The 13,400-nt window shown below is 57.1% G+C and carries 12 protein-coding genes; 9 read left to right on the forward strand and 3 right to left on the reverse strand.

All coding sequences use genetic code 11. From position 1 onward, the window contains the following. Nucleotides 1–29 precede the first annotated feature (29 nt). The 3 genes from efeO to RHM55_RS22000 all read right to left on the reverse strand — a co-directional run bounded on the left by efeO (nt 30) and on the right by RHM55_RS22000 (nt 3,164). Nucleotides 30–1,238, reverse strand: a complete 1,209-nt coding sequence (gene efeO, locus RHM55_RS21990; protein WP_322178310.1) for an iron uptake system protein EfeO — start codon at nt 1,236–1,238, stop codon at nt 30–32. A gap of 8 nt (nt 1,239–1,246) precedes the next feature. After that, on the reverse strand, nt 1,247–2,104 hold the full coding sequence (gene efeU / locus RHM55_RS21995) for an iron uptake transporter permease EfeU (protein ID WP_322178311.1): 858 nt from the start codon (nt 2,102–2,104) through the stop codon (nt 1,247–1,249). A 154-nt stretch (nt 2,105–2,258) separates the two neighbouring features. After that, entirely contained in the window at nt 2,259–3,164 is a 906-nt protein-coding gene (locus tag RHM55_RS22000; RefSeq protein WP_322178312.1) for a LysR family transcriptional regulator, read from the reverse strand. A 133-nt stretch (nt 3,165–3,297) separates the two neighbouring features. On the opposite strand from RHM55_RS22000, the gene RHM55_RS22005 reads away from it, so the two are divergent. From RHM55_RS22005 to RHM55_RS22045, 9 genes are all read left to right on the forward strand, one after another. After that, nucleotides 3,298–4,596 (forward strand): citrate:proton symporter, encoded by a 1,299-nt coding sequence (locus RHM55_RS22005; protein ID WP_322183067.1) that lies wholly within the window; start codon nt 3,298–3,300, stop codon nt 4,594–4,596. A gap of 1 nt (nt 4,597) precedes the next feature. Further along, complete coding sequence (locus tag RHM55_RS22010; RefSeq protein ID WP_322178313.1) at nt 4,598–5,962, forward strand: acyclic terpene utilization AtuA family protein; 1,365 nt, start codon at nt 4,598–4,600, stop codon at nt 5,960–5,962. Continuing rightward, nucleotides 5,959–6,276: a hypothetical protein gene (locus tag RHM55_RS22015; protein WP_322178314.1), complete on the forward strand. Its 318-nt coding sequence runs from the start codon at nt 5,959–5,961 to the stop codon at nt 6,274–6,276. Before RHM55_RS22010 ends, RHM55_RS22015 begins: the two co-directional genes overlap by 4 nt. Nucleotides 6,277–6,565: 289 nt before the next feature. After that, on the forward strand, nt 6,566–8,428 hold the full coding sequence (locus RHM55_RS22020; protein WP_322183069.1) for a TonB-dependent receptor: 1,863 nt from the start codon (nt 6,566–6,568) through the stop codon (nt 8,426–8,428). A 340-nt stretch (nt 8,429–8,768) separates the two neighbouring features. Continuing rightward, nucleotides 8,769–9,494, forward strand: a complete 726-nt coding sequence (locus RHM55_RS22025) for an HAD-IA family hydrolase (protein ID WP_322178315.1) — start codon at nt 8,769–8,771, stop codon at nt 9,492–9,494. A 31-nt stretch (nt 9,495–9,525) separates the two neighbouring features. After that, nucleotides 9,526–10,776: a transaldolase family protein gene (locus RHM55_RS22030; RefSeq protein ID WP_322178316.1), complete on the forward strand. Its 1,251-nt coding sequence runs from the start codon at nt 9,526–9,528 to the stop codon at nt 10,774–10,776. Then, nucleotides 10,773–11,501, forward strand: coding sequence for a sulfotransferase family protein (locus tag RHM55_RS22035; RefSeq protein ID WP_322178317.1), 729 nt, complete (start codon nt 10,773–10,775; stop codon nt 11,499–11,501). Before RHM55_RS22030 ends, RHM55_RS22035 begins: the two co-directional genes overlap by 4 nt. Before the next feature lie 10 nt (nt 11,502–11,511). Next, entirely contained in the window at nt 11,512–12,237 is a 726-nt protein-coding gene (locus tag RHM55_RS22040; protein WP_322178318.1) for an SDR family oxidoreductase, read from the forward strand. A 26-nt stretch (nt 12,238–12,263) separates the two neighbouring features. Next, the gene (locus RHM55_RS22045; protein ID WP_322178319.1) at nt 12,264–13,388 is read left to right on the forward strand and encodes a hypothetical protein; all 1,125 of its coding nucleotides are present in this window, start codon (nt 12,264–12,266) and stop codon (nt 13,386–13,388) included. Nucleotides 13,389–13,400 lie beyond the last annotated feature (12 nt).

Raw genomic sequence — 13,400 nt, forward strand, 5'->3', positions numbered from 1 at the left:
GTTCTATTACGGGTCTGAAAGGACACTGCTTAGAGGCCCTTGAGGCCTAAGGCTGGATCGATTCCATCGAGTGCGTCGGCCAATGCTTTGGCGCTGTCTGCTATCTGTTGGCGCTGCCCATTCGCGACTTGATCGTAGGGGCGGTAGCCGCTCTCGGTTTTCAAGCTGTCGAGTTCAGCGCCAAAGGCCGTTGAAGCCGCATCGATCCTTTGCAGCAGCTCGCCAGCTGTCTTGGCCAGCAGCGGACGCAACAGGTCGATGACTTTGCGTGTACCTTCCAGATTGGCGGCAAAACCGCTCAGGTCAGCACGGCTGTAGCGCTCTTCTTCGCCGTTGCTGCGGACTTCGGCCAGGGAGCGCATGTTGTGGGTAATGATGCCAACCAGTTGCTCGGGGGCCATGGTTTGCGCCATCAATTGTTGCTTGAGGCCAGTGACGTCGGTTTGCAGACGCTGCACCGTCAGCGCCAGGCCATCGACTTTGTGCTGATCGAACAAGGCGTACTCAATGCGATGGAAGCCATTGAAGCCCGGGTCTTGTTCGCGTTTTTCGTAGTAATCAGCACGAGCGTTGATGGCGTTATCCAGATCGGCAAAGCGCTGTGCGGCAGGTGCAATCCGCTGATAGACGACTCGGGCCTGCAGGTAAGCCGCTTGTGCCTGATCCAGGTCAGCTACGTCGATGGCCTGTTGCAAGGCGGTAACGGCCTTGATCAGCGCTGAACTCTGGCTGCTCAAATAAACGCGGTATTCGGACAGTGGTCCGATAAACGCGACCATCGATGGCCGGGCCTTTGCGCTGGCGTCGGATTCAGCGGTGGGGGTCACATGCAGGGTGCCGCGTGGGTTGCTCAGCAGGCCGCAGGTGATGGTGTAGTCGCCCGGCATCAGGTTGGCATTGATCACCTGGCTCAGCCCCGGCGCGATATTTTCGCGCTCCTCGACCACCAGTACACCGTCGAGGATTTCCCACTCAACGGCACGTTCGGAGCGGTTGACGATACGAAAGGCGGTGCGTCCAGCAGGTACCGTCAACGCATTCGGCTCACAGCTGTGGGCATGAATGCTGACGAGGGTCTCGGCACTGTTATTAGCCTGGCGCTTTTGCATCGCAGCGCGGGAGGCATAGTAGAACAGCCCGCCGGCCGCGATCATGATGATCACGGAGCCGACTACGGCCAATCGCAAGACGTTATGAGACCTGGCTTTTTCAGGAAGCCCAGAGGGAAGATTCGACATGGGTACCCTTATTCGTTCGTAGCGGAAGATGATTGGCGAAGCACGGGTTTAGCCGATTGAGTCCCCGGCGCTGGCAGGAAGAACAACACCAATGCGCCGATCAGGTAGATCAGGTAGACGCTCAGGGTGCTGACGGTCGGAGAATCTTGATAACCAAACATGCCGGCCAATACCGAGCCTAATGGGCCGTCCATTGGCAGCGCTGCGCTGATGTCGAACACGACTGTTTGCAGGTGATTCCACAGTCCGGCCTCATGCAGCGCTTGCACCGACGTAGAGAGAATCCCGGCGGCGACCACCAGAATGAACAGGCCGGTCCAGCGGAAGAACATGCCCAGATTCAGGCGCATGCTGCCGCTGTAAATGGCAAACCCCACGCCGATGGCCAGGATCAGGCCGAGCAGGGCCCCCATCGGGGCTGCCGTCCCCTCACTCTGCTGGAACACCGCCAGCAGGAAAAAAACAGTCTCCAGCCCTTCACGGGCGACGGCGAAAAACACCATGGCGATCAGCGCGTAAACCTGATTTTTCGAGGTGGCAAGTGCGGCATCGAGAGAGGCGTGCAATGAGTGCTTGATGGAGCGTGCGACCTTGCGCATCCAGAACACCATCGAACTGAGAATGCCCACGGCCACCAGGCCGATCACGCCTTCGAACAACTCCTGCTGTTTTTGCGGGAATTCGGCGCTGACCAATTCCAGGCCGCCCCCGACCAGGAGCGCCAAGGCTGCCGCGAGAAAAACACCGATCCACACGGCGGGCATCCATTCTCCGCGGCCGGTCTGTTTCAGGTAGCTGGCAATGATGCCAACGATGAGCGCGGCTTCAATCCCTTCGCGCAGCATGATCAAAAAAGGAACGAGCATGTGTCACCAAAATAAGAGCTGCTGGGCGTGTAACCAGATGCGCAACGGAGGCTGTTGCGCGTTTGAGAATCTGCAACATAATGATACTCATTACCGAATGAGAATATCATTTTTTTCAAATTTCGGATTTTTTGCAGGCTCGTACAGGTTAGGTTCAGGTCGTGGGCAGTGGGTCTGATTGATCCAGCACCGACCTCATCAGCTCTACAAACCGCTGTGGCGCCGGGCTCAGGCTTTGACCTGCGCGGGTGATAAGGCCGATTTCTCGGCTGACACCAGGGTGATCGACTGGCACACGCGCCAGATCGCCACGGCCATCGTCGGCGGACTCCGGCAGCAGGGTCATCCCCAGTCCTTGGCGGACCAAGGCCAGCACTGTCGACATATAGTTGGCTTCCAGGCCTGGTATCAGGTGCAGACCCTCTTCGGCGAACAGCTGCTCCACCCGTTCGCGCACGCTGCTGTCGCGTCCGGTGAGGATCATCGGCTGACCTGTCAGCGCCGAGAGACTTACTGATTGGCGTGATGCCAGCGGATGATCGCTTGGGATAAACAGGCACAACCGATCCACCATCACCACCTCAAAGTCCAGGCCGTGTCCCAGCCGGGCTCGCACCCCAAGACCGAAATCGACTTCGCCATCACGCACAAGTGCGTCGATACGTTGCGCTACCACATCGCGCAGGCGTATCTCGACCCCGGGAAACTGTTCGCGAAACAGCTTCAGTACTGGAGGCAGTGCGCCTGAGCAGATCGAGGGCAGGGCCGCGATGGTCACCACACCTCGGCGTAGCGCCGCCAAATCCCGCGAGCCGGCAACAATGTTGTCCAGGTCCAATAGTAGTTTTTCCATCGGCCCCAAGGTCTTCTGCCCGGCCGCCGTGAGGCTGACCTGACGCGGACTGCGCTCGAGCAGTGTCACCCCCAGCCAGTCTTCGAGTTGTTGAATCTGCACGGTTAGCGCCGAAGGCGACAGATGCAAGGCGACTGCCGCCTTGGCAAAGCTGCCGCTATGGGCCACGGCGAGAAAGGCACGGATATGCTGAATTGAGTTCTTCATTCTGTTTTTCCGAACGAGATGCGGTGAACATTTCAATTTACAAAGATTACCCCGATTTTCAATACTCGTTGAAAACAACAACGGTTCATTCCACTGCCCCAGGCGGTCAGGAATGACACACAGGACCCTGCCCATGCTCGCCACGCTCGGTGTTATCACCATCCTCTGTTTGCTCACCGCTGTAATGAGCAAACGCCTCTCGCCACTGGTTGCACTTATTGCGTTGCCGATCATTGCTGCATTGATCGGCGGCTTCGGCCTGGAAACCAGTGCCTTCATCATTACCGGCATCAAGAACGTGGCCCCGGTGGTGGGCATGTTCGTGTTCGCCATCTTGTTCTTTGGGGTGATGACGGACGCCGGGATGCTTGATCCCATCATTGATCGGATCCTGCACACGGTAGGGACGCGACCGACACGGATCGTGACCGGCACCGCGTTACTGGCGTTGTTGGTGCACCTGGATGGTTCGGGGGCGGTCACTTTTCTGGTGACTATCCCGGCCATGCTCCCTCTCTATAACCGTCTCGGCATGGACCGGCGCATCCTTGCGTGCGTCACGGCGATGGCGGCCGGGGTTAACTTCCTGCCCTGGACCGGCCCGGTGCTGCGCTCCTCGGCGGCGTTGCATGTGCCGGTATCGGACCTGTTTCAACCTCTGATTCCGGTGCAGATCGTGGGTTTGGTGTTTGTCTTCACCTGCGCCTGGCTGCTTGGTCGCCGCGAAGAGCGTCGGCTTGGCCTTGGCCTTGGCGCTGGCGTCACGGTTGATGTGGTTCCCCAGCGTACCCTCAGCGCGGAAGAAGAAGGGCTGCGTCGGCCACGGTTGTTCTGGCTCAATCTGCTGCTGACCGTGTTGGTGATGGGCGTGATGATTGCTGGCTGGGTCGACCCAGTGGTGATGTTCATGCTCGGTACCGTATTGGCGCTGTGCATCAACTACCCAAACGTCGACGCCCAGCGGGAGCGCGTCGATGCGCACGCCAAAACGGCCTTGACCATGGCCAGCATCCTCCTGGCAGCCGGGGTGTTCACCGGGATCATGCAGGGCAGTGGCATGCTCAAAGCGATGGCTGAAGTGGCGGTGGCACAGATCCCGGCTGGCCACGGTCATTTGATCCCGGCGGTAGTGGGCTTTCTGTCCATGCCATTGAGCCTGCTGTTCGATCCAGACTCGTTCTATTTCGGTGTGATGCCGGTGATCGCTGAAGTCGGCAAGGCGCTGGGCGTCAACCCGCTGCAGGTGGCTCAGGCCTCGTTGCTCGGCGTACATACCACCGGGTTCCCAGTCAGCCCGCTGACGCCGGCGACCTTTCTGTTGGTCGGCCTGTGCAAGATCGAGTTGGCCGATCACCAGCGTTTCACCATCCCCTTTATGTTCGCCGCGTCGGTGTTAATGACCCTGACTGCGTTGCTCCTGGGAGTCTTCTGACATGAAAACCTTACGCATTGGCTCTGGCGCCGGTTACTCGGGTGACCGCATTGAGCCGGCCGTGGAACTGGCCGAGCAGGGCGATCTGGATTATCTGGTCTTTGAATGCCTGGCCGAACGCACTATTGCTCTGGCACAGCAGGCCCGTCTGGCTGATCCAGAGGCGGGTTACGACCCTTTGCTGAGCGAGCGTATGCGCCGGGTGCTGCCTTTTGTCGGTCGTGGCATTGATGGCAATCGCCGGCGCTTGCGCCTGATCACTAACATGGGCGCCGCCAACCCAATGTCGGCCGCTCGTGAGGTCAGGCGGATCGCTGCGGAGCTGGGGTTGAACAGCCTGAAAGTCGCCGCTCTGACCGGCGATGATGTGCTCGATGCGTTGCAGGCCGATCCTTCCTTGTTACTCGACAACGGTGCAAGCCTGGGCTCGCTGGGTGAACGACTGATCTCGGCCAATGCTTATCTGGGCGCTTCAGGCATCGTCGACGCGCTGCGGGCCGACGCCGATGTGGTGATTACTGGCAGGGTTGCCGATCCATCGTTGTTCCTCGCACCGCAGTTGTTCGAGTTTGGCTGGGCTGAAGATGATTGGGCCTTGTTGGGTCGCGGCACATTGGTCGGGCATCTGCTCGAATGCGCCGGACAGATCAGCGGCGGGTACTTTGCCGATCCCGGTTACAAGGATGTTCCTGATCTGGCGCGGCTCGGCTTCCCGCTGGCCGAGGTGGATGCTTTGGGGCAGGCAGTGATCAGCAAAGTGTCGGGCACGGGCGGCCGCATTGACACCGCCACCTGCACCGAACAACTGATCTATGAAGTGCACGACCCTGCGGCGTACCTGACGCCGGATGTCAGTGCTGATTTTTCTGCGGTCAGCTTCAGCACCGAGGGCGTTGACCGGGTGCGTATTGCAGGGGCAGACGGGCACCCAAGGCCTGAAACCTTGAAGGTGTCGGTGGGCTATCTCGATGGCTGGATCGGCGAAGGGCAGATCGCGTATGGCGGGCCGGGGGCTGTGGCCCGGGCACAGTTGGCCCGTGAGGTTGTGCTCGAACGGTTGAAACTGACCGGCGTGATCTACGACGAAGTGCGCGCCGAACTGATTGGCGTCGATGCACTGCACGGGGCCGGGCTAGGTTCACGTACGAGCAGCGAACCGTGGGAAGTGCGTTTGCGGGTGGCCGCGCGCTGTACTGATCGGGCCGAAGCGGTGCGAGTCGGCAATGAAGTAGAAACGTTGTACACCAACGGTCCTTGCGGCGGTGGCGGGGCAAGCAAAAGCGTTCGTCAGGTGGTGGCAGTTGCGTCGCTGTACCTGCCCCGTGATGCAGTCACCCCACGAATCCATTTGGAGGATGCCTTATGAGTACCGTCAAGCTGCGAGAGTTGGCGCATTCCCGTACCGGCGACAAAGGCGACACCTCAAATATTTCGGTAATCGCCTACCGTGCCGAAGACTATCCACACCTGTGTCAGGCGCTAAGCGTCGAGCGCGTCACGGCCTGGTTTGCCGAGTTGCTCGACCCGGCGGCAGGCCCCGTTCGGCGCTATGAGTTGCCCAATGTCCATGCCCTGAACTTCGTCCTGCCCGGCATCCTGCGCGGCGGCGTGACCCGGTCCCTGGCACTGGATGCCCATGGGAAGGCGCTAGGGGCAGCGTTGCTGGACATGGAGGTTTAGAGCGGCGGGTTTATCTGAGTCACAGCTCCTGCAGGGGGGGATGACTTGCATTGATGTGATCATCAGAAAATATTTTGGAATTCAGTGGGATAAAACGTTTCAGTAAATCAGTAATGAGAATAAGATTCGTTACCATGTAACGAAAGCACTATTCGAGAGTTCTGGTTTATTCATGACAAAGCATCAAGCCGGTTGTTATGTGCCCGTGTCGACAGCGGTTGCGCCTCTGTCGTATCGACTGCGCAATCTGTACACGGCGACAGTCACGCTGTGCGCCTTGAGTGCGCCGATGGCCTTTGCCGAGGAGATGCAGCTTGAGGCGGTAAACATCGATGCCAAGGCTCAATCGCTCGAAGCCGAGGAACTTGAGCGCAGCCGCACAAGCTATCAGGCACGGCGCGCCACGGTCGCTACCCGCACCGATGAGCGCCTGGTGGAGGTCCCGCAATCGGTAAATGTGGTCACCAACCGGGTCATCGAAGACCGCCAGCCGGCGAGTCTGGACGAAGCGATCAATGCCGTCAGCGGGGTCAAACAGGGCAACACCCTGGGCGGCACTCAGGACGCGATCCAGAAACGCGGTTTCGGCACCAACCGGGACAACTCGATCATGCGCGACGGCATGCAATCAGTGCAGGCGCGTAATTTCACGCCCACCACCGAGCGTATCGAGGTACTAAAAGGCCCCGCGTCGATGTTGTATGGCGTGCAGGACCCCGGTGGGATCATCAACGTGGTGACCAAAAAGCCACAGCTGGAAGCCGCTCACTCGATCTCTGCATTCGGCTCCAGCTTTGGTGGCGGAGGCGAGCAGATAGATCTCACCGGGCCATTGGGCGATAGCGGTCTGGCCTACCGGTTGATCGCCGACAAACAGAACGTCGATTACTGGCGCAATTTCGGCAGCATCGATCAGACAGTGATTGCGCCGTCGCTGGCCTGGTATGGCGAGGACACCAAGGTCTCTATCGCCTACGAACACATGGAATATTCGGTGCCATTCGACCGAGGCACGCAGATCAATCCGAAAACCGGCAAGGTGCTCGACATCCCGCGCAATCGACGCCTGGACGAACCCTTCAACGTCACCGCCGGGCGTTCGGATTCGGTGGACCTGCGTATGGAGCATCGCCTGAACGACAGCTGGACGCTCAATACCGGTTACGGCTACAGCCGCAACTATTACAACGACAATCAATCGCGGTTCATGTCGGCCAATAACGACACCGGTCTGGTGACCCGGCGCGCCGATGCGACCCGCGATGCGGTGCAGGCGGCCCATACCGCCACCGTCAATACCTTGGGCAAGTTGTACTGGGGCGATACGCTGCACGAAGTATTGATTGGCGCCGACTACATGAATAACCAGCGGGATCTGGGTGATCTGCTGCGTAACACCGCCAGTGCCGACGTCAAGGACAGCAACGTCGTGCCGCGTGTAGGGCTGGTGTACCTGATTCAGCCTGACTGGTCGGTGTACGGCAGCTACACCGAATCGTTTCGCCCCAACACCTCGATCGCCACGCCGATTGGTGACTTGCCACCTGAAGAAGGCAAGGCTTACGAGTTTGGCACCAAGTTTGAAAATGACGCGATCACCACTACGGTAGCGCTGTTCACGATCAACAAGAAGAACGTGCAGACCAGCGAAGCCTGCGGCACTGAAATCTGCACCCGGGTCTCCGGCGAGGTGCGGTCCCGTGGCCTTGAAGCAGACATCACCGGCCAGCTCGACGAGTTCTGGAGCATCACTGGCAGCTACGCGTACACCGACACCGAGGTGCTCAAAGACCCGATCCTGGAAGGTGCTCCCCTGGACGGTGTGTCGAAACACACCGCGGCGGCGTACCTGACCCGAGACTTTGGCCATGTCGGTGTGGGCGACTTGCGTGCTGGAGCGGGCGCCCGTTACGCCAGCCGCTGGGGGGTGAACGATGGTGCTGGCATCGAGTATTACTTGCCGTCTTCGACCGTGGCCGATGCGTTTGTCAGCTACAAAATGAAGATTAAAGACCGTGACCTGACGCTGCAGCTCAACCTGAAAAACGTGTTCGACGAACGCTATTACGTGTCCAGCAGTGGTCTCGGTTCGCCAGCCATCGTCATTGGCGAACCTCGCCAGCTGATTGCTCGCGCCACGCTGGATTTCTGACCGAAGCAGCAGGCCGGCTATTCATGCAGACGGCCGTGGATCATGTCGTATATGAATTATTTTGAACGTTAAGACCGTATACGGGGATATAAATCATAAGCGAACGAGTGTTTTACGATATCCATGCTATTCATATGGGTAATTGGAAGTTTTCCGCGCCAAGCTAAATGCTTTATATATCAGTGGCTTAATCAAATTAATTGAATAATGGGAATTAAAATATATTTTTAATTCATATTCGTGCTTAAAGAGCCACTAAAACACCTTTGACAGGTTTTAATATTGGATCCAATCTGTGTTTCTAAACGGTTACATTGGCTGACGGTCAACGGGGATGGACATGCACACTTACGGTCATGCTCAAGACATCACTCCAACCCCTTGCATTATTGACGCCTTACCTATTGAAAACCTGCCTGACCTGATCATCTTTGATTGCGACGGCGTGTTGGTCCAGAGCGAAGAAATTACCCTCAGCGTATTGGCAAAGTTATTCAATGCCCACCTGCTCGATAGACGTCCCGAGTGGCCTCCGCTGGAGATCAACGACTGCATCCGACGTTTTAGAGGACGCAAGATCAATACGTGTCTTGATGAACTTCAGGATGAGTATTCGACCGTGCTGCCACTCTATTTTGAAACCGTGCTCAGGGAGCAGGCCTTAAGTCTCTATACAACCGATTTGCAGGCCACAGAAGGCATTATTGATCTGGTGTCGAGCCTCAATACTCGCCTGTGTGTGGCCTCTAGCGCACCGCGTTCGAAGATCGAACAGTGTTTGAAATTGACCCGCTTGTGGCCCTGGTTTGAAGGCAAGGTCTTCAGCTGTTACGACGTGGGTACCTGGAAGCCTGATCCGCTGGTTTTTCAGACAGCGTGTCTGAGCAACAGCGTCAATCCTGATCGGGCATTGGTCATAGAAGACAGCATTCCCGGTGTTCAGGCCGCGGTGGCTGCCGGGATACGGGTGTTGGGGTTCGGTCCTCCTGATCGACATCCCGAACTGAAAAAGGCGGGTGCCGTGACCTTTTCCAGAATGAATCAACTGCATGGCTTGATGGCGTGAATCCATTTCGATAACGAAGGAGATCATTAGCATGGACGACCGGGATTTTGTTCGCCTTCTAAAAAGTTTTAATGCCAACTCCGAAGTGTGGTGGGACTCTTCTCCAACAGGCTACTCGGCGTTCAAACAACAGTTATTGCACCGCTATCCGACTGTTAGCGATTACATTAATGAATTGTTACCTGAGCTGTTTTCCTGCAGTCCGTCTGGGGTCAGTGGCGTGACCACTAACCCCCGGCTGGTCACCGCCGCTATTATCGACGAATCGTCAATGTGGGTGCCGCGCATTCAGGCACTGAGTCAGACACTCAGCGCCGCGCACGTTCAGGACAGGCTCTATACCGAGTTGATTGCCCAAGGTGCATCTTTGTTGAACCCGTTGTGGCAACAAACCTGGCACCGCCAGGGTTGGTTCTCGGCTCAGGTCGACGTCAATGACATTCATTGCGCCGAACGTATGGTCCAGCATGGGCTGGCGCTGACGAAAATCGCCCCCAATGTAATGATTAAGGTTCCGGGTAGTCAGGCCGGTTATGGCGCCATCGAACAACTGGTCGCGCAAGGGTGCTCAATCAACAACACGTTTTGTTTCACCGTTTCGCAGTTTGCTGCCTGCCTGAGGGCCATTCGTCTGGGTCAGGCAGCTGCTTTGCACAACGGTACGGACGTGAGCGGCGCACGCTACGTGATTACATTCATGATCGGCCGGTTTGGCGCCGAGTCACTCTTGGACACGCAAGCCCGTGAGCGCGGGATTGAGCTGACGCCTGTGGATAAGCGCTGGGCAGAAATAGCGATTTATCACGCTATTCAGGCCCTTTTGTTGCGGTCCAATAGCCCGGCCCGACTGTTGATCTCCAGCATCAAGGTTGACCGTATGCCCGGCGAAATCAGTCGTTGCTGGCACCTGGAAAAAACCGGGGAGCGTGAAACCTGCTACACGCTGACGCCGGAAATTATTGAGTTTCTGGTGCAGCGCGAAAACATCGGTTGTTCGGTACAACCTTCGGCTTCGCGCGTCCCTCGCGCGGTTCTTTATAAGTTGATGAAGATCCCTTATTTCCGCGATGCTCGTTTTGAAGAGTCTATCGCTGCCCGCGATTTTGCCCATCACCCGGCATTTATCTGCGCTCATAGTGAAGCCGTTTTTGCACATCAGCGGCTGTCGGACTTCATCCAGGGGGCAAGCCAGGCGCTGCCGAGGAGCGTGCCTTTCACCGGAGCCGTGTCTCGGTCCGGACAGACCGCCGATCAGGCTGTTTTGTTGCGAGCTTCAGCATGAACAAAATGATCGCGCTCTGGGCTCACCCTCGATCACGCTCAACTGTGCTGGAGCGTGTGTTTATCGAACGCAGGGATTTTGAAGTGTTTCACGAACCCTTTGCGCATATGGCTTTCGATGACCACTCCGCGATCCCTTCGGACAACCTCGATTGCGGGCTGCCCACAACCTATGTCGCGATCAAAGCGCTATTGCGTTCGGCACGCGAGCGCAGCCACGTCTTCCATAAAGACATGTGCTACCACTGCCTCCGTGAGCTAAAGACAGACCGGGAGTTTTTGATCGAGCAAGAGAACATATTCATTATTCGCGAGCCGGGTCGTTCAATCCTTTCGCATTTCGCTATTTTTCCGGAGATGCCCCTCAGTGCCATTGGGCATAAAGCACTTTATGAAGTGTTCTGTGAGGTGACCAGACTCACCGGAAAAATCCCCTACGTCATCAATGCCGATGACCTGGCCCGCAACCCCGAGGCGACAGTACGCAGGTTGTGCGAGCACCTGAAAATTGAGTATTTGCCTCAGGCCCTCAACTGGAATAAGGCCTGCCCACCCCAATGGCTACCGTGGAGGCGCTGGCATGAGGACGCTGAAAACAGCACGGGGATAACCGCGACCCCGGCCTCGGACTTTGATGCTGACGCGCTAAAACGTATCCCTCGATTAATGGCGTATTACGACTATCACCGGCCGTTTTATGAACGCATGAATCAGTTCACCCACTGAGGTAATCCTGATGAAAAAGGTAGTGATCACCGGTGCCGCTAATGGCATTGGCAAAGCGACGGTCAAGGCATGCATTACCGAAGGTTTCTACGTGATTGCCGCAGACAAGGACCGGGGCGGGCTTGAGTGCCTGGCCGCGGAAGTCGGGTGTGAGCAGCTGGAGATTCAGTTCGCGGATTTTTCCAAATTCACCACGATCAAATCGTTCATTCCTGGTTTGTATAAGAAGCACACGTCGCTGTACGCGCTGATCAATAACGCGGGGCTGTATCACGGCAAAAGTGTTTATCACTATACCGATAGCGAAATCGACGAAATCTGGACTGTCAATCTTAAAGCTCTGGTGTACCTGTCCAAAGACTTTGCAGAAGGGGAAATGGAATCCAAAGCATTTCGCAGTATCGTCAACATCACTTCGGTGGCGGGAGAGGTCGGCAGTTGTGATGCGTTATACGGTGCTACCAAAGCAGGGGTGATCGGCTTGACCAAAGCCAACGCCTGGAACTTCGCTCCTTACATCCGGGTGAATGCCGTCTCGCCGGCCCTGGTTCGCGAAACGGCAATTCACGCCATGATCCCCGATTACCGACGAGAAGAATACGAGCGCCAAGAGGTGATCAAAGACCCGATCACTCCCGCTGGCGTGGCCGATGTGATCGTTTTTTTGCTGTCAGAAAAAAGCCGGCACCTGACCGGGAAAATCGTTGCTGTGGATAACGGCGCCTACCCTCGATAGCGAATAAAAAACAACAGGAGACGGCCATGCACAGGAAAAAATTACTCATCGTCGGGGGTGGCAATTTGTGTCTGCAGATCCTGCAGATTCTGGCCCCGCGTGACACGTTTCACGTTTACGTTGCTAGCCGGAATCTGGAGAAAACCACGGGGTTGTGCAACCTGATACGTCTCGGTGCATTGCAACTGGGCGTGGTCAGTTCAATCACTCCCATCGAGATGGATCTGTGCGATATCTCCAGGACGGCCGCATCCATCGCTCAGATCAGGCCCGATATCATCGTCAACTGCGCGACCTTGCAGTCATGGCGAATAATCACCGAGCTGCCCACGCCTTTTTTCGTTGCCTTGGATCAAGCGCAGTTTGGCCCCTGGCTACCGATGCACCTCGTGCCCGCATACGACTTGATGCGTGCGGTGAAACAGTCCTGTGTCAGGTCAGTGACCATCAATGCTGCGTTTCCCGATGCGGTCAACGTCGTGCTGGACAAGGTCGGCATGGCACCCGATGTCGGCATAGGCAATGTAGCCAATCTTGTCCCGGCGATACGTTCAGCGATCGCCAAACTCGACGAGTGCACCGCGGATCAGGTCCAGGTCAAACTCATCGCACAGCATTACTTTAGTCATTACGTGCCCCGCGGTGGTTTGCCGAGTGAGGCCAACTACACGTTGTCCTACCGCATCAAGGGTGTCGACCAGACGGGGAAATTCCAGGATGCCGAGATTTTCCGGTGTGTCCGTACGGACTTTCGGCGCTTGGGAGGGGTAGCGGGACAGTTTCTGACAGCAGCCTCGGCGGTCACGGTAATCAGCAATATTCTCTCCACTGACGAAGTGGAAGCACACGCGCCCGGCCCAAACGGCCTGCCGGGTGGTTATCCAGTGAGAATTGGCCTGGGTCGGGTGCAGCTTTCACTGCCCCGCGGTGTTTCCCGGGCTGACGCCATTGAGATCAACCGAAGCTGTCAACGCCAAGACGGTATCGAATCGATAAAAGCCGACGCCAGTGTGACGTTCGAGTCGGAACAGATGGCCGTTATGGAGACGCTGCTGGGCTTCTCCATGCCCAAAATGGAACTTCACGATGCACGCCAGTGGTCCGTCGAGCTGGCACACAAATACAAAGCCTACGCTGATAGAGCCTGGTAACCGCCCCCCTTG

It is taken from the genome of Pseudomonas sp. MH9.2 (genome assembly GCF_034353875.1).
GTDB lineage: Bacteria > Pseudomonadota > Gammaproteobacteria > Pseudomonadales > Pseudomonadaceae > Aquipseudomonas.